Genomic DNA, 22631 nt, shown 5'->3' with positions numbered 1-22631 from the left:
TATGAGACAAATTTTTAGTGACAAAAAAATTGATGCGTCGCTGTTTCTACAAATGGAAAACTTAATGTATGCCCTTCTAAAAGAAGACGATGCCTATCTTGAATATGGCTATAAAGCATACTACGACGAAATTGAAAAGAAAGTTGTCATTAGTCACTTTTGGGATGATCGAAAAGAAGAAGATACAGTAATCGGATTAAAAAGCGAAGTGTTCTTAAAAGCACTTGGTAATAAACATTACTCGGACATGACTTTAATTCGTTCTTATGCGATTGAATTGCAAGAATCGCCCCTAAAAAAGTTTTTAACACAATTATTTGTTCTATTAGAAGATTTACGCGTTGAGGAAATCGTAAAGAACTTACGTCCTGGCACGAAGCATGTTTTTAAACGTCGAAAAGAAATGTACCGCAATTATTTCGGCTCTCAAAATGAAATAAACCGTGTTCGTAATTATCACGGTGATCGTCTATTTTGCCTATGCTATCTTTCATTAACTAGCGATAAATACGAAATGTTTAATAATGAATATTTTGAGCAAATTGAAGCGATTTTACATGAAACATTCCAAGCACGTAATACAGAAGATATTATGTATATCGTTGAGAAAATTCGCTATCGCTTAGAGGCGCTTCTTGAAAGCGATATGCTTAACAACTATTTCGGACATGCTCCACTTTACTTATCTGTCCTTGCAGACGAAAAGAACTGTCGCGTCGAAGATTTAGCAAATGATGATACGCAGCTTATAGATGACGATGAAAATAAAAACAAAATGGATGAAAGTTTCTCCACATGGCATCGTGAAAATAAAAATAACGAAAACGAGAACTTTTTACGCTTTGAATTAGAAAGCGGAACAAAAACTAATATGATGGGTGATACTGCCCGTGAATCAGAAGATGGCGACCAAGCACTTGGTTCTGTACAAGGTACCTCACAAAAAAGTACACAATCCAACTTTGATGGCGCTGATACAGAAGAAGCAAGGGCTTCACACGCTTCTAGCCAGCACGACGGTGCATACGGTAAGTATAATGTAGGTGCTTCTCATACATTTAAAGAAGCTCGCAAACCAAACTCAGATGAGAAAAAAGATTACCAAGCTATCAAATCAGTCGTCAATAAAGATGTAAAAGAATTAAAGAAAATTATCGAAAAAACAATTGAAAATAAAACGAATGCGAATAGTGATAAATATTACGGAAGACTTCGTAAGAAATTCCTTCGTATTTATACCGAAAAACAACCGCGTATGTTTTATAAAAAAGGACAAGAGTCACAAGAACTCGATGTTGCATTCCAACTATTAGTTGACTGTTCTGGTTCTATGTATAACAAAATGGAAGAAACGAAGAAGAGTGTTGTACTATTCCATGAAGCTTTAAAGTCTTTAAAAATCCCGCACGCTATTAGCGGATTTTGGGAAGATGCCTCTAGCGCTAAACCTGAAGATAAGCCGAACGTTATCCATGAAGTTGTAAATTATAAAAACTCAACGTTGCCAAACGTTGGTCCAGAAATTATGCAACTTCGTGAAGAAGAAGATAACCGCGACGGATATATTATTCGTATCGTTTCTGAAAAACTTGCCAAAAGACCTGAGAAACATAAATTCTTACTAGTCTTCACAGACGGTGAGCCTTCTGCGCTAGACTATCAACAAGACGGAATTTTAGATACGCATGAAGCTGTTAAACTCGCGCGTAAAAGTGGTATGGAAGTAATCGGTATCTTCATCGAAGAAGGCGAAGCGAAAGAAGCAACTTATCAATTGATGAAAAACATTTATAACCATCACTTCTTAGTTGCAAATCATGCTGAAGATTTACGATTGAAGATTAAACCATTGCTGAAAAAACTATTACTGAAGACGATTGAATAGAAAATAGGAGCCTTGTGGCTCCTGTTTTTTCGTTCAATTACTTTGTTTCTGGTTGAAACTTGTATGGAATGGCTACTTCTAATAAAGATTCAAATCCTCCGTCATAGTATGGGAAACGCTCATTCGCAATTGTTCGATCTACCCACTCTATTGCAGAAATTTCACCTTCATCTTCCGCAATAAGTTCCCCTTTTACTACATTCGCTCGGAATGTAAAAAATAGTGCATGATTCCCTGATTCTTCAAAGAATTTTTCATTGATCGCAACAAGCCCCCCAGCCAAGGCGGTTAAACCTGTCTCTTCTTTCACTTCTCTTATTAGTGCTTCCTCTAATATTTCACCTTTTTCCACAGCCCCACCTGGCAATGACCAAACATTTTGTTCTACATTATGTACCATTAATATTTTATCTGTTTCTTCATCATGTATTAGTCCATATACGACATCAACTCTTTGCATGCTGCTTTTCTCCTTCAATTAACTCATCCATTGTAAATAACGAATGTAGCTGTAAGCCATCTTCTACTAAGTTTTCTTTTCCCTCTTTCGTTCGTTCAATCACGCCTAGAACATGATGGACTTTCGCACCTAGTTCTCTTAAATCTTTCGTGCTTAATAATATTTGACCGCCTGTCGTAATAACATCCTCAACAACACAAACATTTTTCCCAGCAATATTAACACCTTCTGCTAACTTACATGTGCCGTACTTCTTTGCTTCTTTTCTTACAAATACAACTGGTATACCTGTTTGTAAAGATAATGCTGTTGCTACTGGAATTCCTCCCATCTCTAAACCTGCGAGCACTTCTGTCTCAGGAGGAATGAGCTCTTTCAATTGTTTGGCAATTTCTAATAACAGTACTGGGTTAGATTCAAATAAGTACTTATCAAAGTATTGAGTTGATACTTGTCCTGATCGAAGTTTAAATGTTCCCGTTAAACGTGACGTATTGTAAATTTCCTTTGCTAATTCCCATTTCTCCATTGTATCTCTCCCCTTTACACACAAATTAACTCATTCTATCACGTTTGCAATTATTTGTATATTCCTAAAATACAAATAAAAAGGGGCAATTCCTAAGAATCGCCCCTTCCTATTAATTCATCACTAACTCAGCTGTGAGCTTTTTTTTTAACTTAGCCAGCATGTCAGTTGTCATTTTGTCTAAATCGTATTCTGCTTTAAAGCCCCACTCTTTCATTGCTGCAGTTGCGTCAATAGAGTTTGGCCAGCTATCAGCGATTGTTTGACGAGCTGAATCTACTGCATAATCCATTGTAAACGTCGGAATGTGTTTACGAATTGACGCTGCAATTTGCTCTGGCTCGAAGCTCATTGCTGTAATGTTAAATGCATTTCTATGCACTAGCTTACTTGGATCAGCTTCCATTAATGAAATGATTGCTTGTAAAGCATCAGGCATATACATCATGTCCATGTACGTTCCTTCAGCAATGTATGAGGTGTATGCACCTTTTTTAATCGCCTCATAATAAATTTCAACTGCATAATCAGTCGTTCCGCCTCCTGGAGGAGCTACGTAAGAAATTAAACCTGGGAAACGGACACCGCGCGTATCTACGCCAAATTTTTGATGATAATAATCACATAGTAATTCTCCTGCCACTTTGTTTACCCCATACATCGTAGTAGGACGCTGAATTGTATCTTGCGGTGTATTATCTTTTGGCGTCGATGGACCGAATGCACCGATAGAACTTGGCGTGAAGAACTTACAGTTTAATTCACGAGCTGCTTCTAATGCATTTACAAGTCCGCCCATATTTAAGTTCCATGCGAATAACGGATTTTTTTCTGCTGTTGCTGAAAGTAAAGCTGCTAAATGAATAATTGTATCTACTTCATTACGCTTTGCGATATCATGTAGTTTTTGTCCATCTGTTACATCTAACGTTTCAAATGGACCAGACGTTACTACTTCACTATCTGTTTCACGAATATCTGTTGCAATAACATTTGATGCGCCGTATACATCACGAAGTTTCATTACTAGTTCAGAACCAATTTGCCCTAAAGAACCGGTTACTAGAATTTTTTTCATTTTCCCCACTCCTCATTTGCAAGCTATTCAAAAGATGTCGTTACTTAAATGATGCCCATTTCTTTTCCTACTTTTTCATACTTAAGAATTGCTTCATCTAACATTTCTTTCGTATGAGCTGCTGTAGGCATATTACGAACGCGCCCTGTTCCTTTTGCTACAGTTGGGAACACGATAGATTTTGCGTATACACCTTCTTCATTTAGACGTTTGCTAAATTCTTGTGTTAATACTTCGTCCCCAATGATACAAGGTGTAATTGGCGTTTCACTTTCCCCAATGTTAAAGCCAAGTTCTTTTAATCCTTGTTTTAAGTAGCGACCATTTTCCCATAAGCGATCGTGTAACTCTGTGCTTTCCATTAAGATTTCAATTGATCTCATGCAAGCTGCTGCATCAGCTGGTGTTAATGCTGTAGAGAATAAGAATGGACGTGAACGAACTTTTAACCAGTCAATTAAATTTTGTTTCCCTGCTACATATCCACCAATTACCCCAATTGCTTTTGATAATGTACCAATTTGGAAATCAACTTTATCAGAAAGACCGAAGTGCTTTACAGTTCCTGCACCTTTTCCAAGTACACCTGAACCGTGTGCATCATCTACGTATGTCATTAAATCTAACTCTTCTGCAATCTCAACAATTTCTGGTAGTTTTGCAACATCTCCATCCATTGAAAAGACACCGTCTGTAATTACCATTAATTTATTGTAAAGACCTGATTCTTTCGCCGCAATTGCTTTTTGGCGTAAATCTTCCATATCCGAATGTTTATAAACAATAATTTTTGCTTTTGATAGACGACTACCATCAATAATAGAAGCATGGTTTAATTCGTCTGAAAGAATTGCATCATTTTTATCCATAACGGCTGAAATCGCTGCCATATTACAGTTAAATCCTGATTGATAAGCAATTGCTGCTTCTGTATGTTTAAACTTTGCAATTGTTTCTTCTAACTTAATATGCAAATCTAAAGTACCGTTAATTGTACGAACAGCCCCTGCTCCAACACCGTACTTATGAATAGCACCAATTGCTGCTTCTTGCAAACGACTATCTGTTGCTAATCCAAGATAGTTGTTTGAAGATAAGTTAATATATTCTTTTCCGCCAATTGTAATGATCGGTCCATTTGAACTCTCAAGCGGATCAATTACGTTATAAAGCCCCTTTGATTTTAAATCCTCTAAATTTTCTTCTAAAAATTTCGCAAGTGTTTTACTAGACATCGTGAAGCCTCCCATCGTTCATGTAAGCGGATTATTGTCTTAATAGTTCTAATAATCCCTCTACTAGCTTAACACGTTTTCAGAATTTATTATAGAAAAATAGTTTAAAGTAACCGCTTACAATTTTAGATTATATATGATTCATTACAATAAATCTATTATTTACTTTTCATATTTGATAGAATTAAAAAAATATTTCGGGAGGTTTCAAACATGGCATTTACAGAATCTGATGTATACAATAACACAGCATTTTTCGAACAATATATGAAACGAAGATACCGAGAAAATAGCCCAAATGAATCCATTGAAAAACCAATATTCTTTCAGCTCATTGGTCATGTACGAGGAAAACAAATTCTCGATTTAGGCTGTGGTGATGCTAAGTTTGGCGCGGAATTATTAGAAAAGAGATGCTACTCTTACACCGGCATTGAAGGCTCCGAACTTATGTATGAAAAAGCTAAAAAACAACTAGAAAATAAAAATGGAACTGTTCATTTTTTAAACCTCAAAGATTATACCTACCCCTCTTCCACTTTTGATTTAGTAACATCTAGACTTGCCTTACATTATATTGAACATCTTGATACCATTTTTCAAAATGTGTTTCAAACTTTAAAAACAAATGGCACCTTTACCTTTAGCGTTCAACATCCCGTTATTACTTCTTCGTTTGAAAGCTTACAAACAAGTGGTAAAAGAACGAGTTGGCTCGTCGATGATTACTTTAAACTAGGCAAACGGGTTGAACCATGGATTGACCAAGAAGTTATTAAATATCATCGTACAACGGAAGATTATTTCACATTATTACAGCAAGCCGGATTTACCATTACATCATTAAAAGAAGCTACACCAAATCCAACCTATTTTCAAGATGAAGAAGAGTATAAACGTCGCTTACGTATTCCTCTCTTCCTCTTATTTTCTTGTACCAAATAAAAAAACGATGAATCACTCATCGTTTTTTTATCTCATTGCCTGAGCAACTTCTTTAACTACACGTCTTCCTCTTCCGTGAGGTATACAAAGCGGTGTTCCAAATAACGGATCCGTACTAATTTGACACTCCATTCGGAATACATCACGTACTAGTTTCTCATCTACCACTTCTTCAGGTTTACCTTGTGCATATATTTGTTTATCTTGAATGGCTACAATGTTATCTGCATAGCGACATGCTAAATTCAAATCGTGTAATACCATAACAATTGTTCTTTGTTCTGTTTCATTTAATTCGAATAATAAATCTAGCACTTCAATTTGGTGAGTCATATCTAAATATGTAGTAGGCTCATCCAGTAAAATAATATCTGTATCTTGTGCAAGCGTCATTGCAATCCAAGCACGTTGTCGTTGTCCACCTGAAAGAGCATGCACATCACGCTCAGCAAATTCTGTCATACCTGTTGCTGCAAGTGCCTTCTGTACCATTTCCTCATCTTTTTCTGACCACTGTTTCAGCCATGTTTGATATGGATAGCGTCCTTGTTTTACAAGTTGCAATACTGTAAGCCCTTCAGGTGCTTGCGGTCCTTGCGGTAAAATTGCCATTTGACGAGCAATTTGCTTAGTTTGCATACTTTGAATAGCTTGATTATCTAACAAAATGTCACCAGTTGTTGGCTTTAATAATCTAGCTAGTGAACGTAATAAAGTTGATTTCCCGCAACCGTTGGAACCGATAAAGATTGTAATTTCACCTTTTGGAATTTCTAAATTCAACTCATCAATAATAATTGTTTCACCATAAGACAACGTCAAACGTTTCGTCTCCAATGCTTTTTGCATATTCATCTCCCTTTATGAATTCCGACTTTTATAAAGTAAATAAATAAAATAAGGTGCACCAATTGCTGATGTAAATACCCCTGCTGGAATTTCAAGTGGTGTGAAAACTGTACGCCCAATTAAATCTGCAGCAAGTACTAGAATTGCACCAACAATAGCTGCAACTGGGAGTAATGCACCGTATAAAGAACCAACTAGCCTTCGTGAAATATGAGGTGCCATTAAACCGACAAATCCAATTCCTCCGGCGAAGGCAACTGCTCCCCCAATTAAAGCCGTACTAAGTAATAACATGAATACGCGTGACTTCGTTAAAGGAACACCAAGTCCTACCGCAATATCATCCCCTAGCTCTTGCGCATTTAAATGTCTAGCAGCTATAAATGATATTACCGTTAAAATGAGAACCCACGGTGCAAGCACCATAACGTTTTGCCATGAAGAACCATAAACAGTACCTGTAATCCATACATTCGCTTGACTCGCTTGATAAATTGGTGCTAACAACATAAACAAAGTCGTTGCCGCTTTCGTTAATGCCCAAAACCCCACACCAATTAAAACAAGACTAATCGGCGATAACCCGTCATTTCTCCATGCAAATAAATATACAAAAAGCGCCACAATCGTTGCCCCAACAAAGGCTGCTAACGGCATATAATGAATGCTTACAGTTAGCGCATTATTTTTATCACTAAATATAGCTAAAAACAATACAACTGCAACACTTGCCCCGCCCGTAATCCCGATGATATCCGGAGAAGCAAGTGGATTTCGAACGAGACCTTGTAAAATACATCCTGCTACAGCAAGCGCAATTCCTACGAGGATGGCAATTAAAATACGCGGCATACGAAACTTATTTACAACCATGTTAGACATCGCATCGCCATTTCCAGTGATCGCTTGCCATACATCATAAGGAGCAATTTTCATGTCTCCCATACCTGCACTTGCAAAAAATAATCCTATTAAAACAACTAGTAAACTCAACAAGACGAGACAAGCTCGTTTATACATTAAAAACGAGGGCCCGCCTTTCCCTATACGAAACGGAATATACTTCTTCATTTGCTAAGCCCTCTCTTACGTGCAATATAAATAAAGAATGGAGCTCCAATAAATGCTGTCATAACTCCTACTGGTACTTCTTGTGGCATAATGACATATCTTGCTGCTATATCAGCTAAGATTAATAGTATTGCACCTAATAAACCGCTATACGGTACTCTCCACCTATGATCTACTCCAACTAGAAATCTGGCAAAATGCGGGGTAACAATACCAATAAATCCAATTGGACCTGCGACCGCAACTGAACCACCAGACAACAGGACAATAATAAGTAGTACGAATGATTTCATTAAAATCGTTCGTTGTCCAAGCCCTTTTGCAACGTCTTCCCCCATCATTAATGTATTTACTTTCCCTGCCATCATAAGAGATGCAATCCATCCTATTAATAAATATGGGAATACAGATTGTAAAATTTCTAACTTTCTCCCTTGCACAGATCCAGCAAGCCAAAATAATACCTCTTCAAGTGCTTTTTCATTTAACACAAGTAATCCTTGTGTTAATGATGAAAATAACGCACTAATTGCGACCCCTGCTAACGTTAACTTAAGAGGAGTAGTTCCTTCTTTTCCTAAAGAACTAGAAGCAAATACAAGTACAGCTGCAACCGCCGCTCCTAAAAAGGCAATCCATGTGAAAGCTGATAATGATGTTACTGAAAAGATTACAATTGCTACAACTATGAAGAACGCAGCACCTGAATTTAATCCAATAAAATCTGGAGAAGCAAGTGGATTCTTAGTTAAAGTTTGCATAAGACAACCAGCAATGGCTAAACTAGCACCAACACTAGCTGCAATTAACGCCCTAGGCAGACGTACGTTTTGAATAATAATATGTTCATTGGAACCGTTAAAATGGAAAAAAGCATCCAATGCTAGTTTCCAACTCGTATTTGTATATCCAAAAATAATACTTCCCCAAATACAAATAACGACTGCAATGATTCCAACAAATAATCCAATCCATTTTGCTCGATTTGTTTTTAATAACATGCAGCGTTTCCCCTTCAATGTATAATGATACGTTGTTAGTGTATTTCAACTTAATTCTCATTGTCAACGGAAATGAGAATTATTTTCATCCATATGTATTGACAATAAAAAGATAAAGACTTAACATCATGCTTGCTATTGAAAAAAATTCTCACTATGTAGGGGGTACATAATGAATTTCATGCGAAAAAATTCGTTTACAGTATTTGTATTTTTATTAGCCTTTTCACTACTTTTAAGTGCTTGTGGAAAATCAAATACGAAAGAAGATACAAAAAAAGAAATGATTACGGTTGAACATGCAATGGGTAAAACAGAAGTTCCTGCTAATCCAAAACGTGTAGTTATCTTAACAAATGAAGGAACTGAAGCTTTACTTGAATTAGGTGTGAAACCAGTTGGTGCTGTAAAGTCTTGGACTGGTGACCCATGGTATCCACATATTAAGGATAAAATGAAAGATGTAAAAGTTGTTGGTGATGAAGGACAAGTTAACGTTGAAACAATTGCTTCTTTAAAACCAGACTTAATTATCGGTAATAAAATGCGCCACGAAAAAGTGTACGAACAACTAAAAGCAATTGCACCTACTGTGTTCTCAGAAACATTACGTGGTGAATGGAAAGATAACTTCAAATTTTATGCAAAAGCATTAAATAAAGAAAAAGAAGGTCAAAAAGTTGTAGCTGATTACGAATCACGTATAAAAGATTTAAAAGGCAAACTTGGCGATAAAGTAAACCAAGAAATCTCTATGGTTCGTTTCATGCCTGGTGATGTTCGTATTTATCATGGCGATACATTCTCTGGTGTTATTTTAAAAGAACTTGGATTTAAACGTCCTGGAGATCAAAATAAAGATGATTTTGCAGAGCGTAACGTATCTAAAGAGCGTATTTCTGCTATGGATGGTGACGTATTATTCTACTTCACATTCGATAAAGGAAATGAGAAAAAAGGATCTGAACTAGAAAAAGAGTATATAAACGATCCTCTATTTAAAAATTTAAATGCAGTAAAAAATGGTAAAGCATACAAAGTTGATGACGTTATTTGGAATACAGCTGGTGGCGTAATGGCCGCTAACCTACTATTAGATGACATCGAAAAACGCTTTGTTAAATAATATTTCCTTAACCAGCTCCCTTCTGTGGAGCTGGTTATTTTTCAATTCACTTAAATGTCACATTATTTCGTTTTGTATTTTTATTCCCAATATGTTATATTGAGAAAGTAAATAGAATATATTTTCTTTATATCAGAATAAATATTTTAATCTAAATTTTCTGATTAATCACTATTTTATTTTCTTTTAGAATTCAATTATTACATTTGAAAACGCTTATCATCTCGTTTTCAGGGCAAAATACAGTAACGGTCGAAGAAAAATAGAACTTTTTTAGAAATTTTCTTTCTATTTCCATATAATTCTATTGACTTCTAAATATTTTGTAAATTAAAATGATTACATAAATATCCGTTATACAGGATTAGGGGGAAACAAAAATGGATGCAGCTTTAAAATTAGACAAAGCTGGAGAGCAACAATCACCAAAAAAACATCCACCAGGGTTATACTTGTTGTTCTTTACAGAAGCATGGGAAAGATTTAGTTATTACGGAATGCGTGGCTTATTAGTTCTTTATTTAACAACGAGCTTAGTAAGCGGCGGTTTAGGATTTGATAAAGCAGTTGCAGTTCAAATTTACGGTATTTTCACAATGTTAGTATACTTCACACCTATTATTGGTGGTTGGTTAACTGACCATTTCATTACGAAGCGACATGCCATTACTATTGGTGGTATCATCATGGCAATTGGTAACTTTGTATTATTCTCAATGAACACAAAAACTGGACTTTTCTTAGGATTAGGATTATTAGTTATTGGTAACGGATTCTTCAAACCAAATATTTCGACTTTATTAGGTCAATTATATAGCGACAACGATTCTCGTCGTGATAGTGCCTTCACTATCTTCTACATGGGGATTAACTTAGGAGCTCTTATCGCTCCATTCATTTGCGGTTACTTCGCAGATTATAGATACGGTTTCTTAACAGCTTGTATCGGTATGATTATTGGGCAGCTTGCCTTTAATTTCTTAGCACCTCGTTACTTAGGGTCTATCGGAACAACTGTTGTAGGTAAACAATCTAAAGAAAAAAATGCAAAAGCAATTGAGAAAAAACCTTTAACAACACAAGAGAAAAAACGTACTGCTGCAATTTTAATTTTAACTTGTTTCGTAGTATTCTTCTGGGCAGGATTTGAGCAAGCTGGTAGTTCTTTAACACTTTACACAGATAAGTTCGTAGATCGTACAATTGGTGGATTTACAATTCCAACACCTTGGTTCCAATCTGTAAACCCACTATTCATTATCTTACTAGCATTACCTGTTTCTGCGTTATGGATTAAGCTTTCAAAAACAAAAAATGGCGATTTGAAAATCCCAACAAAAATGGCATTAGGCATGATTTTACTAGGGGTTGGATATTTAGTTCTAACTTTAGCTGTTTTAAAAACTGGTAGCGATGAAGGTAACATTACAATGAAAGCAAACTTACTATTCATTGTATTCACTTACATGTTCCACACAATCGGTGAGTTATTCTTATCACCAATCGGATTATCTATGGTAAGTGCAATTGCTCCTGTTAAATTAGCATCATTATTAATGGGTGTATGGTTAGCTGGTACTGGCTTCGCAAACTTATTAGCAGGACAATTAGCCGCTTTCACTCAATCTTTAGGATATTTAGAAGTATTCGCAAGCATCGGTATTATCGTAATTGTACTGGGATTAGTACTTCTTATGTTCTCTAAGAAAATTGCACATATGATGGAATAACAAAAAGACGCTTCTAAAATTAGAAGCGTCTTTTTATTACTTCTCCTCTAAAGCTGTCACGTCCACATGAACGCTCTCACCAGGATTAGATACATCATACACTTGAGCACTCCCCTTCTGCTCATCACAGCTCTCAATCCATACTGGTACGCCCTCATATGTAACGTCAATTCTACTTGAAGAAGATAAGATTTGTTTCACACGTTTCACATCCATACTACTATCCCTCCTTTTGCTTACTACACTCCTTTTTATTTTTTCTTTTCCTTTTAGAATATATTCCGTCAGGCAGCATGTTGATTGATAGTCATTTCTTCCTAACATGCTAATATTTACTCTCTCGCTACCTTTCTGACAAATAAAAAAAGACGTATATTCTACACGTCTTTTTCCATAATATTCAAATTTTAAGAAAATAATGTTTTTACTACCGCACTTACTTTATCATTATGGATTTGATAATACACTTCTAATCCTCGTCTTTCAAAGCGTACTACTTTATTTTGCTTTAACTTCGTTAAATGTTGTGAAACAGTTGATTGTGGAATTTCTAATACTTCCTGTAGCTGTGTTACATTACATGTTCCTCTTTGCATAAGTTCCATTACTAGACGTAGACGAAGTGGGTGAGCTAACGCTCTTAACATTTGTACATCTTCTTCTGAAATACGACATTCGAATTGATTTTGGCTCATAAAGTTCCCCTCATTTTCGTTTTTATTTGCGTTTTTATGTTCTTTTTATTTATTTATATATCTGTTCTTATATTTCCTGTTACGACATAACTTTATCAACCTATAAAGCCGAAAAAATTTTCCATCTTTATCAGCAAAAATTCAGGAAAAAATCCTTGCTGATTTTGAATATTATACTATATGATATAACGAAAAAGCAAAATAATGGCCTACGAATACTTTGCTTGCAAACGTTGTTTTATCAGGCTTTTTGTTATATTTTCACCTCATTGAAATGCACAGTAACGGTATTGTAAAATACCGTCTATAATTGATAACCTATCGTAATGTAGTTGAACTATAATTAACCTCTTTGTTACGCTAAAAGGAATTTTCAGTAAAAAGAGATGATGTGATATTAAAAATTTGTTTCTTATTTTTTATTCGTATTGCAAGCGGTTGGATTGTTGTGCAAAACTTCCTATTAAATCCACCCACCGTTCCCCCCACTAGATCAAACAGGACAGATAATTGCATATATCAAACTTTATACTTAATATAAAAGACTTCATCTAATATACGCCTATAAGGAACATGCCATCTGAATAAGCAAAATAATATGCACATAGTTTATACAGCACACTTAAATTCATTTGAGTGTGTTTTTTGTCTACTTTATGAACAAAGCTTTTCTTTTAACACTATTATGGAATAATTATACTTTTTTACGTTGACAATAGTGTTGAAGGAGAATATACTAAGCATGTAAGTTGATTGTGAATTGTTTCACAAATAATGTGAATTTCTTCACATATAATAGATAGGAGTTGTCATTATTATGAGTACTTGGACACAAATTTATGACCCGTTAAACAATATTTGGTTATCTGCACTAATCGCAGCACTTCCAATCTTTTGTTTCATCATTTGTTTAATGGGATTCAAAATGAAAAGTTACATGGCTGGTCTTTATAGTGTGATTGTCGCTATTATCCTTGCAATATTTGTTTATAAAATGCCAGCAACAGTAGCTGTAGCATCTGCCGGATTCGGTGTTTTATCTGGATTTTATCCAATTTGTACTATCGTTATCGCTGCAATTTTCCTTTACAAATTAACTGTTAAAACAGAGCAATTCAATATTATTCGCGATAGTATTTCAAGCATTACAAATGATCAACGTTTACAAGTATTATTAATCGCTTATTCTTTCGGTGCTTTCTTAGAAGGCGCAGCTGGTCTAGGGGTTCCAGTTGCTATTACAGCCGCACTACTTGTAGGTATGGGCTTTAATCCATTAAAAGCAGCAGGTATTTGTTTAGTAGCTAATATTGCTGGTGGTGCTATGGGTGCTATGGGTATTCCAGTTACAGTACCAGCACAATTAACTCAACTTGACGCATTAACTATTGGTCGTCAAACTGTTCTTATTTTACCTTTCATTAGTGTTATCTTACCTTTCTTACTTGTTTCAATGGTCGATGGAATTAAAGGTATTAAAGAAACTTGGCAAGGTATTCTTGTAAGTGGTGTTTCTTTCGCTATTACTCAATTCGCTGTAACTTACTTCTTAGGCGCAGAACTTACTAATATTTTCGCAGCCGTTGTAAGTATGATCTCTCTTGCATTATTCTTACGTGTTTGGCAACCAAAATCTTCTACTAAAGAAGAAAAACAAGAAACTAAAGTATCACATACATTCAATCAAATTTTATATGCTTGGTCTCCATTCGTATTCTTAACTGCATTTGTAACAATCTTTAACTTAAAACCGATTAAAGCTTTATTTGCTCCAGATGGTGCGTTAGCAAACTTAGTATTTAACATTCAGTTCCCTGGCCTTCATAATGCTGTTATGAAAACTACACCAATTACAAAAGCTGATACACCTTTCGCAGCTGTTTTCAAATTTGATGTATTCTCTTCTACAACTACTGCGATTGTACTAGCAATTATCGTTTCACTTATCGTTTACCGCGTAAAAGGTAAAATGGTTAAAGAATTAATGATTGAAACAATGAAAGAATTAAAAGCTCCAGTATATACAATTTGTAGCGTTATCGCGTTAGCTTACGTAGAGAACTACTCTGGTATGTCATCTACACTTGGACTTGCATTCTCTTCTACTGGTAATGCATTCCCAATTCTTTCTCCAATCTTAGGATGGATTGGCGTATTCATTACAGGTTCAGTAGTTTCAAGTGGTTCTTTATTCGCACCACTTCAAGCAGTAACAGCAGACCAGTTAAACATCGTTCCTTCTACACTCGTTGCCTTAAACGTAGTAGGTGGTACAATGGCAAAAATGGTTTCACCACAATCTGTAGCAGTTGCTTGTGCCGCAGTTGGACTAGTTGGTAAAGAATCTGCTCTATTTAAAACAGCAATGAAATACAGTTTAATCTTCTTAGCTGTTATTAGCTTACTTCAATTAAACGCTGTATTTAATATCTTTTAAAAATAAAACACCGATCCAAATGGATCGGTGTTTTTCACATTACATTTCTTTATTTTTTAATAAAGAAGCTCCAGCAATTTCAGGGTGAGTCATTTCGAATGGATCTAAAATAATATCCAATTCCTCTTCTGTCAGTACGCCATGTTCTAAACATAACTCCCTAACAGATTTTCCTGTTTCAATTGCTTCACGTGCAATACGAGATGCTGCTTCATAACCAATATGAGGATTAACTGCTGTAATAATTCCAACACTTTTCTCAACATATTGCTTCAGCAATTCTTCATTTGCTGTAATTCCTTCAATACAATATTCACGGAATACACGGAATCCATTATTCATAATACTAATAGATTGAATTAAATTAAATACAAGCACAGGCTCCATTACGTTTAACTCTAATTGTCCTGCTTCTGATGCTAAGCAAATTGTATGATCGTTTCCGATTACTTGGAATGCGACTTGGTTAATTACTTCTGCCATAACTGGATTTACTTTACCTGGCATAATTGATGAACCTGGCTGACGTGCTGGCAATTGAATTTCAGCTAGCCCAACACGTGGCCCAGACGCCATAATACGAAGATCGTTTGCAATTTTAGACATGTTCATCATACATACTTTAAGTGCTGCAGATACTTCTGTGTATGCATCTGTATTTTGCGTTGCATCAACTAAATGCTCTGCACCAACAAGTGGGAATCCACTAAACGTTCTTAAATGTTTTACTACTTGTTCAATATACGTAGGATTTGCATTTAATCCTGTACCAACAGCTGTCGCCCCCATATTCACTTCATATAAATGTTGACGAGACTGTTTAATTCTTTTTATATCACGCGCAAGCACTCGGCTATACGCTTCAAATTCTTGTCCAAGGCGAATTGGAACTGCATCTTGTAAATGTGTGCGTCCCATTTTAATAACGTGATCAAACTCTTTTGCTTTTTTACGAAAAGCAGAATGAAGTTCTTCCATTGTAATAAGAAGCTTTTCTAACATCATAAGAGTTGCAATATGAATTCCTGTCGGAAACGCATCGTTCGTTGATTGGGCCATGTTCACATGAGTGTTTGGGCTAATTTTCGCATACGCCCCTTTTTCATATCCCATACGTTCTAACGCTCTATTCGCAATTACTTCATTTGTATTCATATTAATAGAAGTTCCGGCTCCGCCTTGAATAGGGTCTACGATAAATTGATCATGAAACTTTCCATCAACAATTTCTTGCGCTGCTTCTGCAATTTCATGTCCAATGTCTTTAGCTAAGTAACCAGTATCTATATTCGCAAGCGCCGCCGCTTTTTTCACAATTGCCATTGCTGTAATGAGTGATGGATGAATGCGATATCCTGTAATTGGGAAGTTTTCTACGGCACGTAATGTTTGTACACCATAATAAGCTGCACTTGGTACTTCTTTTTCACCTAAAAAATCTTTTTCTATACGTATATCCTTCGTTGCTATCATTTTTATCACCTATACTTTTTCATTCTAAATCCTTATCCAAAAAATCCGCCCTCGAAAAACACGAGTATCATTCAGAAGAATTTTTCAGTATCCACCTTCACTATATAGTACCTTTTTTGAAAGCGCAAACATTTATTTTTCTGTATATCCTTTTTATTAAAGTTTATAGAAAATCATTCTCCTACTTTCCTTATTTCCACTCGTTTAATTTGATGCATATCCTTTTCAAGGACTTTAAAATAAAAACCGTGTTTCTCAATAATATCTCCTTCAGCAACGATTTGTTTTTGTACCATAATCCAGCCACCAATTGTATCTACATCATCAGCAATTAAATGTATGCCAAGCAAATCATTTACTTCACTAATAAGCACTTTTCCCTCTACGATTTTATAGCCTTCACTTACATGCTCTATAGGTGGATTCTCATCTTCATCGTATTCATCTCGAATTTCTCCAACAATTTCTTCTAAAATATCTTCTAGTGTAACAATCCCTGCTGTACCACCATATTCATCATACAATACAGCTAATGGAATGTGTTTTCTTTGCATTTGTAATAGTAAATCATGAATTGGAATATTTTCTAGCACTTCAATAACTGGCCTTGTATATGGCATAATCGAGCACTCCTCGTCCCGACTACCATCCATATAACGAATAAATAAATCTTTTACATTAACCATCCCAATAATTTCATCTTTATCTTCACCAAATACAGGATATCTCGTGTACTTTTCTTGCGCGATTACTTTAATATGTGTTTCAAATGGTTCGTCCTCATATAAGCCTACAACTTCCGTACGAGGTACCATAATTTCTTTTGCTACTCTATTATCAAATTCAAAAATATTATTTACATATTTAAATTCCCTTTGGTTAATCTCTCCGCTCTCATAGCTCTCAGATAAGATTAACCTTAATTCTTCTTCTGAATGAGCTACTTCATGTTCAGAAGCTGGATGTAATCCAAATAAACCAGTTACAACCCTCGCTGAACCATTCAAAGCCCAAATAAACGGATACATAACTCGGTAAAAATAAATAAGTGGCTTCGATAACAATAAGCTAACTTGTTCTGCTTTTTGTATAGCAAATGTCTTTGGAGCAAGTTCCCCAATGACAACATGTAAAAATGTAATTACTGCAAAGGCAATAATAAATGAAACTGTACTGGAAATTGCAGGTGAGAATTGCAATTTTAAAAACAACGGCTCGAGTAAATGTTTAATGGTTGGTTCCCCTAACCACCCGAGCCCTAAAGCAGTAATTGTAATACCTAGCTGACAGGCCGATAAATATTCATCTAAATTTGTAGTTACCTTTTTAGCGGCCAGTGCACCTCGTCTTTTTTCGCTAACGAGTTGATCAATACGACTGCTACGTACCTTAATAATTGCAAATTCAACAGCCACAAAAAATGCTGTTAACCCAATAAGAATGACTACCATCAATAATTTTAAAATATCCACATATGCTCTTTAGCTTTCTTAGCTAAAGTTACACCTCCTTTTAAAAAGAAGTTTCACTTTAGTTTCTTCAATTATTGGAAAGCAACTCTATATAAAATCCACCAATTTTCAAACCTCATACAATTCTAAAGGTAAACCATCAGGGTCTTGGAAAAAGACGAATTTCTTCCCCGTTATTTCATCAATACGGATCGGTTCGGTCTCAACACCACATTGATTTAAATGCTTCACTGCTTCTTCTATATTTGTAACAGCAAATGCTAAATGTCTAAGACCGGCTGCTTCTGGAAAACTTTTGCGCTCAGGCGGATTTGGAAATGAAAATAATTCGATTTGATACTCTTCTCCTACACATAAATCTAATTTATAAGAATCTCGTTCCTTTCTATATACTTCATTCATTTCTTTAAACCCTAATATTCTAGTATAAAAATACTTTGACGTCTCATAATTCGAACAAATAATTGCAACGTGATGCACTCTACATATATTCATACTCTCTCTATTCCTTTCTTTACCAAAGATGCATATTCTCCCTTGAAATGAAAAACATATATAGCAGAATATCTCTTTTAGGGGGCTTACCATGAAATTCATTACTTTTTTCGTCGGATTAATTGTTGTTTTCTTGCTCGCTTATATTGCTAGCAATAATAAGAAGCATATTAAATTTAAACCAATTTTTATCATGCTTATTATACAGTTAATTTTAACCTATTTACTATTAAATACAGAAATCGGCCTCATACTTATTAGAATCATTTCCAGTTTGTTTACAAAGCTACTCGAGTATGCTGCTAATGGAATAAATTTCGTATTTGGTGGTCTTGCAAATAAAGGTGAAATGCCATTTTTCCTTACTGTATTATTACCAATCGTCTTTATTTCTGTTTTAATTGGTATATTACAACATTTCAAAATACTACCATTTTTCATTCGTTGGATCGGGTACTTTCTTAGTAAAATAAATGGTCTTGGGAAATTAGAATCTTACAACGCTATCGCTTCTGCCATTGTCGGCCAATCAGAAGTTTTTATTACAGTGAAAAAGCAATTAGCGCAAATTCCAAAACACCGTCTTTATACACTTTGTGCCTCCGCTATGTCAACCGTATCTATGTCTATCGTAGGTGCCTATATGACAATGATTGAACCTAAGTATGTAGTAACTGCACTCGTTCTCAATTTATTTAGCGGTTTTATTATCGTACTCATCATTAACCCTTACGACGTTAAAGATGACGAAGATATTTTAGAAATCAAAGGTGAAAAACAAAGCTTTTTTGAAATGCTTGGAGAATATATTCTTGATGGTTTTCGTGTAGCCATTGTTGTCGGCGCTATGCTCATCGGATTTGTCGCATTAATTAGTTGTATTAATGACTTGTTCCTCATTATATTCGGTATTACGTTCCAACAATTAATTGGCTACGTATTTGCACCTATCGCATTCCTTATCGGTGTACCAAGCTCTGAAATTGTAGCAGCTGGTAGCATTATGGCAACGAAGCTTGTAACGAATGAATTTGTCGCAATGATGGACCTTAGTAAAATTTCTAATAGCCTTTCTCCCCGTACAGTTGGTATTATTTCTGTTTTCCTTGTATCTTTTGCCAATTTTTCTTCCATTGGTATTATTTCAGGTGCGGTAAAAGGACTAAACGAAGAACAAGGAAACGTTGTTGCGAGGTTTGGCCTTAAATTACTATATGGAGCTACTCTCGTTAGTATTTTATCTGCAATTATCGTAAGCATTATGTTGTAATTAGGTAAAATTTTATCATTTTCTTATCCCTATCTTTTGTATACAATAACGAATAGGTGTCTTATAAAGTGAAACTTTAATCAGAGTGGGGCTATCCCCACTCTGATTATTAGCCTTCATCAATCGGGTATTTACGGGCAGTTATCTCCCACCTAACTTCATTGTATTCACTGGACTTTGAGGTGGGCGTTTTACTGCTCGTTAATACGGGATAAATAATCAAGACATCTATTTTTTATACATGTACAATCGCTTTTATTTAGCGTAAAATATTTTTTATGTGTTTGAATACACTTCTAAATGTATACACTTTGATAGTTTTAAAGGAGAAAAAATGATGAAATCCGACACGAACAACGATACGCGAGCCAAAAAAGGACGCTCAAAGAAAAAACGCCTACTTTGGTTCCTTCTTATTCCATTACTAATTGTAGCACTTGGAGCAGGAGGCTACTCCTTCCATATATACAGTAAAGCAAAGTCCGTCTTAAATAATGCTTATGCTGAACTAGGTCGAGGAGAAAAGTCCAGTAAACGTGAAAAAGCTGTTAAACCTATGACCGACAACATTTCCGTACTAATTATGGGTGTTGATGAAAGTGATATTAGGGAAAAAGATTATGGAAAAGCAACTCGAACAGATGCGTTATTACTTGCAACAATTAATAAAAACGATAAATCCGTTAAACTTGTAAGCATTCCACGTGACTCACGCGTCTACATTAAATCACGTGATAAATACGATAAAATCACACATGCGCACGTATTCGGTGGTGTAGACAGCACAATTGATACGGTAGAGAACTTTTTAGATGTTCCAGTTGATTATTATGTAAAATTCAATTTTAAATCCTTTATTAAAATTGTTGATTCTCTTGGTGGCATTACTGTGGACGTTCCAGTTGAATTCACAGAGCAAAATAGTAAAGATGAAGCAGATGCAATTCATCTAAAAAAAGGACGTCAACATTTAAATGGAGAAGAGGCACTGGCACTAGCTAGAACTCGTCACATCGATAGTGATTATATGCGTGGCCAACGACAACAGCTTGTATTAGAGGCCATTGCTGAAAAGGCACTATCTCTTAATTCCATTAATAAAATCGGTGGCCTACTAGACGCTGTCGATAAAGACTTAAAAACCAATTTAACTTTTGATGATATGATGACAATTACAAAAAATTCAATGGATTCAAATTTAAAGATGGAAAAAATGCAAGTAGAAGGTACAGATAAATATATAGGTGGTATTTATTATTACGTGCCAAATGAAAAAAGCGTCGATACTATTTCAACTACCCTTCAAAAACATCTCGGTGTTACGAATAAAAATGAACATAAAAAATTATAATAAAAAGGCTGCTAGATCATTCTAGACAGCCTTTTTATTATATTTTTCAACATATTTTTCATACACATTGTGACAAGAAGTGACAATTATTACAGCTATGTAACATTTTTTATGAAAACATTACACACACAGTGAAAATAATAGTATACTAGTACGTACATAATGTTATTTTCATCATTTTTATACAAAAAATGTAATACATATATTTATACATAAATTTCTGGGGGGAAATAAATGAAGCTAAGTAAAATACTGATTGGTTCTGCAATTGCTGGGGGCATATTACTTTGTGTAGGCGGTGTTGGGGGATATCAATATGTATCCAAATTAAATAATCAATTAGATACTACTGCATTACCAAATACTACATTTGAAGGTATTTCTCTCGATGGAAAAAATAAGAAAGATATTCAAGCAATTATTAATCAAAGGGTAACTGAATTAGATCAAAAATCCCTTACCTACATATTCCAAAACGATAAACAAACTTACACATGGAAAGATTTAGGGGTAAATTATAAAGAGAAAGATATTATTGACAAAATCTTCAAAGAACAAAAAGGAAACGTAATGAATCGTTACAAAATGCGCAAGCAAGCTGAAAACGGTGAATTAAAACGTGACTATAAATTAACACCACAATTAAATGCAACAGCTTATGAAACCTTTATAAAAGATAAATATAATGAAACATTAAAAAATCCTATTAATGCAGAATTAAGCATTGAAGGCTCAACAGTAAATGTTAGTCAAAGCCAAAACGGAGAAAAAATTGATAAAGGAAAACTAAACAGTTTAACAAACGAAGCTATTACTACTGGTAAATCAGATGTTACATTACCAGTTACATTCATAAAACCAGAACGTTCTACAGAAGATATACAGAAAATGGGTATTAAAGAAGTCATTGCTGAATATTCTACTCCAATGGCTGGCCGTAACGGAAATCAATCATTTAACGTAAATAAGTCAGCTAATACTTTAAGTGGGGTTATTGTGGCACCTGATGAAACATTTAGTTTTAACGGCCGCGTTGGCGTAACTGATGCTGCACATGGTTACAAATCTGCAGCAGTATATTCACAAGGTAAAGTAATACAAAGTGCAGGCGGAGGAGTTTGCCAAGTCAGTAGTACTTTATACAGCGCAGCTTTAAGGGCTGATTTAGGAATTGTTTCTCGAAGCAATCATTCTATGCCAGTAAATTATTTACCACTTGGGCAAGATGCAGCAGTAGCAGATTATGGTCCAGATTTAAAATTTAAAAATAATACAGGCAATCATATTTATATTCAAGCATTTTCAAATGGAGGTAGTATTACTACACGCATTTTCGGTACAAATACTGGTAAAAATGTTGAAGTTTCTTCTCAAGTAATTAGTAGGACTAGTGATAAAATCACAGCGGTTACGTATAAAAAAGTAACACAAAACGGGGAAGTAATATCAAATGGACAAATTTCAAAAAGTGTATATAAAAGCGCCCCAAAAGAATAGATAATATCAACCGAATAACATAAAGAAAAAGG

At 35.1% G+C, this 22631-nt stretch carries 20 protein-coding genes; 8 read left to right on the top strand and 12 right to left on the bottom strand.

What is annotated here, in order from left to right; genetic code table 11:
* Position 1: 1 nt before the first annotated feature.
* The gene (locus BHV55_RS03285; RefSeq protein ID WP_001248851.1) at positions 2-1885 is read left to right on the top strand and encodes a vWA domain-containing protein; all 1884 of its coding nucleotides are present in this window, start codon (positions 2-4) and stop codon (positions 1883-1885) included.
* A gap of 37 nt (positions 1886-1922) precedes the next feature.
* Here the strand turns inward: BHV55_RS03285 and BHV55_RS03280 are convergent, their stop codons facing one another.
* From BHV55_RS03280 to BHV55_RS03265, 4 genes are all read right to left on the bottom strand, one after another.
* Positions 1923-2345: an NUDIX hydrolase gene (locus tag BHV55_RS03280; RefSeq protein ID WP_070758215.1), complete on the bottom strand. Its 423-nt coding sequence runs from the start codon at positions 2343-2345 to the stop codon at positions 1923-1925.
* Positions 2332-2874: an orotate phosphoribosyltransferase gene (pyrE, locus tag BHV55_RS03275; RefSeq protein ID WP_048568060.1), complete on the bottom strand. Its 543-nt coding sequence runs from the start codon at positions 2872-2874 to the stop codon at positions 2332-2334. The genes BHV55_RS03280 and pyrE overlap by 14 nt, the downstream gene beginning before the upstream one ends.
* Positions 2875-2986: 112 nt before the next feature.
* Positions 2987-3952 carry an L-threonine 3-dehydrogenase gene (locus tag BHV55_RS03270; protein WP_000723129.1) on the bottom strand — a complete coding sequence of 322 codons (966 nt, stop codon included), beginning with the start codon at positions 3950-3952 and terminating at the stop codon, positions 2987-2989.
* Between the two features lie 44 nt (positions 3953-3996).
* A complete protein-coding gene (locus tag BHV55_RS03265; RefSeq protein ID WP_000095905.1) occupies positions 3997-5187 on the bottom strand; it encodes a glycine C-acetyltransferase in 1191 nt (396 codons plus the stop codon).
* Positions 5188-5400: 213 nt separating this feature from the next.
* Here BHV55_RS03265 and BHV55_RS03260 point away from each other — a divergent pair, with 213 nt between their 5' ends.
* The gene (locus tag BHV55_RS03260; protein WP_070758217.1) at positions 5401-6132 is read left to right on the top strand and encodes a class I SAM-dependent DNA methyltransferase; all 732 of its coding nucleotides are present in this window, start codon (positions 5401-5403) and stop codon (positions 6130-6132) included.
* A 27-nt stretch (positions 6133-6159) separates the two neighbouring features.
* Here the strand turns inward: BHV55_RS03260 and BHV55_RS03255 are convergent, their stop codons facing one another.
* Genes BHV55_RS03255 through BHV55_RS03245 form a run of 3 tightly spaced genes read right to left on the bottom strand, consistent with a single transcriptional unit; the run spans position 6160 to position 9053 of the window.
* On the bottom strand, positions 6160-6981 hold the full coding sequence (locus tag BHV55_RS03255; protein ID WP_001167962.1) for an ABC transporter ATP-binding protein: 822 nt from the start codon (positions 6979-6981) through the stop codon (positions 6160-6162).
* A 12-nt stretch (positions 6982-6993) separates the two neighbouring features.
* Positions 6994-8052, bottom strand: coding sequence for a FecCD family ABC transporter permease (locus tag BHV55_RS03250; protein WP_000760071.1), 1059 nt, complete (start codon positions 8050-8052; stop codon positions 6994-6996).
* Positions 8049-9053, bottom strand: coding sequence for a FecCD family ABC transporter permease (locus BHV55_RS03245; RefSeq protein WP_000925233.1), 1005 nt, complete (start codon positions 9051-9053; stop codon positions 8049-8051). The genes BHV55_RS03250 and BHV55_RS03245 overlap by 4 nt, the downstream gene beginning before the upstream one ends.
* A gap of 172 nt (positions 9054-9225) precedes the next feature.
* Here BHV55_RS03245 and BHV55_RS03240 point away from each other — a divergent pair, with 172 nt between their 5' ends.
* Both BHV55_RS03240 and BHV55_RS03235 read left to right on the top strand, forming a co-directional pair.
* Positions 9226-10179, top strand: a complete 954-nt coding sequence (locus tag BHV55_RS03240) for an ABC transporter substrate-binding protein (protein WP_070758220.1) — start codon at positions 9226-9228, stop codon at positions 10177-10179.
* 380 nt (positions 10180-10559) lie between these two features.
* On the top strand, positions 10560-11909 hold the full coding sequence (locus tag BHV55_RS03235; RefSeq protein WP_070758222.1) for a peptide MFS transporter: 1350 nt from the start codon (positions 10560-10562) through the stop codon (positions 11907-11909).
* 36 nt (positions 11910-11945) lie between these two features.
* On the opposite strand, the gene BHV55_RS03230 is transcribed toward BHV55_RS03235, so the two are convergent.
* Together BHV55_RS03230 and BHV55_RS03225 are read right to left on the bottom strand one after the other, a co-directional pair.
* Positions 11946-12125 (bottom strand): acid-soluble spore protein H, encoded by a 180-nt coding sequence (locus BHV55_RS03230; protein WP_000382679.1) that lies wholly within the window; start codon positions 12123-12125, stop codon positions 11946-11948.
* Between the two features lie 191 nt (positions 12126-12316).
* On the bottom strand, positions 12317-12604 hold the full coding sequence (locus tag BHV55_RS03225; RefSeq protein WP_000081428.1) for an ArsR/SmtB family transcription factor: 288 nt from the start codon (positions 12602-12604) through the stop codon (positions 12317-12319).
* An 817-nt stretch (positions 12605-13421) separates the two neighbouring features.
* On the opposite strand from BHV55_RS03225, the gene BHV55_RS03220 reads away from it, so the two are divergent.
* The gene (locus BHV55_RS03220) at positions 13422-15041 is read left to right on the top strand and encodes an L-lactate permease (RefSeq protein WP_000109103.1); all 1620 of its coding nucleotides are present in this window, start codon (positions 13422-13424) and stop codon (positions 15039-15041) included.
* Between the two features lie 39 nt (positions 15042-15080).
* On the opposite strand, the gene aspA is transcribed toward BHV55_RS03220, so the two are convergent.
* The 3 genes from aspA to gloA2 all read right to left on the bottom strand — a co-directional run bounded on the left by aspA (position 15081) and on the right by gloA2 (position 18481).
* On the bottom strand, positions 15081-16514 hold the full coding sequence (gene aspA / locus BHV55_RS03215; protein WP_000562129.1) for an aspartate ammonia-lyase: 1434 nt from the start codon (positions 16512-16514) through the stop codon (positions 15081-15083).
* Between the two features lie 173 nt (positions 16515-16687).
* Positions 16688-17986 (bottom strand): hemolysin family protein, encoded by a 1299-nt coding sequence (locus BHV55_RS03210; RefSeq protein WP_070758224.1) that lies wholly within the window; start codon positions 17984-17986, stop codon positions 16688-16690.
* A gap of 108 nt (positions 17987-18094) precedes the next feature.
* Positions 18095-18481, bottom strand: a complete 387-nt coding sequence (gene gloA2, locus BHV55_RS03205; RefSeq protein ID WP_001017685.1) for an SMU1112c/YaeR family gloxylase I-like metalloprotein — start codon at positions 18479-18481, stop codon at positions 18095-18097.
* A 91-nt stretch (positions 18482-18572) separates the two neighbouring features.
* On the opposite strand from gloA2, the gene BHV55_RS03200 reads away from it, so the two are divergent.
* The 3 genes from BHV55_RS03200 to BHV55_RS03190 all read left to right on the top strand — a co-directional run bounded on the left by BHV55_RS03200 (position 18573) and on the right by BHV55_RS03190 (position 22599).
* Complete coding sequence (locus BHV55_RS03200; RefSeq protein ID WP_000668870.1) at positions 18573-19751, top strand: NupC/NupG family nucleoside CNT transporter; 1179 nt, start codon at positions 18573-18575, stop codon at positions 19749-19751.
* Positions 19752-20085: 334 nt separating this feature from the next.
* Positions 20086-21102 (top strand): LCP family protein, encoded by a 1017-nt coding sequence (locus tag BHV55_RS03195; protein ID WP_001986019.1) that lies wholly within the window; start codon positions 20086-20088, stop codon positions 21100-21102.
* A gap of 234 nt (positions 21103-21336) precedes the next feature.
* The gene (locus tag BHV55_RS03190) at positions 21337-22599 is read left to right on the top strand and encodes a VanW family protein (protein ID WP_070758226.1); all 1263 of its coding nucleotides are present in this window, start codon (positions 21337-21339) and stop codon (positions 22597-22599) included.
* The last annotated feature ends 32 nt before the right edge of the window (positions 22600-22631 follow it).

Origin of the sequence: Bacillus sp. RZ2MS9, assembly GCF_001816185.2 — a bacterium.
In the GTDB taxonomy this organism is placed as follows: Bacteria; Bacillota; Bacilli; order Bacillales; family Bacillaceae_G; genus Bacillus_A; species Bacillus_A cereus.
This window is presented reverse-complemented; position numbering and strand designations above follow the sequence as displayed.

Coding starts and splice junctions, on each gene's coding strand:
- BHV55_RS03280 (WP_070758215.1), bottom strand. CDS start 2,345: ATGCAAAGAGTTGATGTCGTATATGGACTAATACATGATGAAGAAACA.
- BHV55_RS03235 (WP_070758222.1), top strand. CDS start 10,560: ATGGATGCAGCTTTAAAATTAGACAAAGCTGGAGAGCAACAATCACCA.
- BHV55_RS03260 (WP_070758217.1), top strand. CDS start 5,401: ATGGCATTTACAGAATCTGATGTATACAATAACACAGCATTTTTCGAA.
- BHV55_RS03240 (WP_070758220.1), top strand. CDS start 9,226: ATGAATTTCATGCGAAAAAATTCGTTTACAGTATTTGTATTTTTATTA.
- BHV55_RS03255 (WP_001167962.1), bottom strand. CDS start 6,981: ATGCAAAAAGCATTGGAGACGAAACGTTTGACGTTGTCTTATGGTGAA.
- gloA2 (WP_001017685.1), bottom strand. CDS start 18,481: ATGAATATATGTAGAGTGCATCACGTTGCAATTATTTGTTCGAATTAT.
- BHV55_RS03230 (WP_000382679.1), bottom strand. CDS start 12,125: ATGGATGTGAAACGTGTGAAACAAATCTTATCTTCTTCAAGTAGAATT.
- BHV55_RS03225 (WP_000081428.1), bottom strand. CDS start 12,604: ATGAGCCAAAATCAATTCGAATGTCGTATTTCAGAAGAAGATGTACAA.
- BHV55_RS03270 (WP_000723129.1), bottom strand. CDS start 3,952: ATGAAAAAAATTCTAGTAACCGGTTCTTTAGGGCAAATTGGTTCTGAA.
- BHV55_RS03195 (WP_001986019.1), top strand. CDS start 20,086: ATGATGAAATCCGACACGAACAACGATACGCGAGCCAAAAAAGGACGC.
- BHV55_RS03220 (WP_000109103.1), top strand. CDS start 13,422: ATGAGTACTTGGACACAAATTTATGACCCGTTAAACAATATTTGGTTA.
- BHV55_RS03265 (WP_000095905.1), bottom strand. CDS start 5,187: ATGTCTAGTAAAACACTTGCGAAATTTTTAGAAGAAAATTTAGAGGAT.
- BHV55_RS03190 (WP_070758226.1), top strand. CDS start 21,337: ATGAAGCTAAGTAAAATACTGATTGGTTCTGCAATTGCTGGGGGCATA.
- aspA (WP_000562129.1), bottom strand. CDS start 16,514: ATGATAGCAACGAAGGATATACGTATAGAAAAAGATTTTTTAGGTGAA.
- BHV55_RS03250 (WP_000760071.1), bottom strand. CDS start 8,052: ATGAAGAAGTATATTCCGTTTCGTATAGGGAAAGGCGGGCCCTCGTTT.
- pyrE (WP_048568060.1), bottom strand. CDS start 2,874: ATGGAGAAATGGGAATTAGCAAAGGAAATTTACAATACGTCACGTTTA.
- BHV55_RS03200 (WP_000668870.1), top strand. CDS start 18,573: ATGAAATTCATTACTTTTTTCGTCGGATTAATTGTTGTTTTCTTGCTC.
- BHV55_RS03245 (WP_000925233.1), bottom strand. CDS start 9,053: ATGTTATTAAAAACAAATCGAGCAAAATGGATTGGATTATTTGTTGGA.
- BHV55_RS03285 (WP_001248851.1), top strand. CDS start 2: ATGAGACAAATTTTTAGTGACAAAAAAATTGATGCGTCGCTGTTTCTA.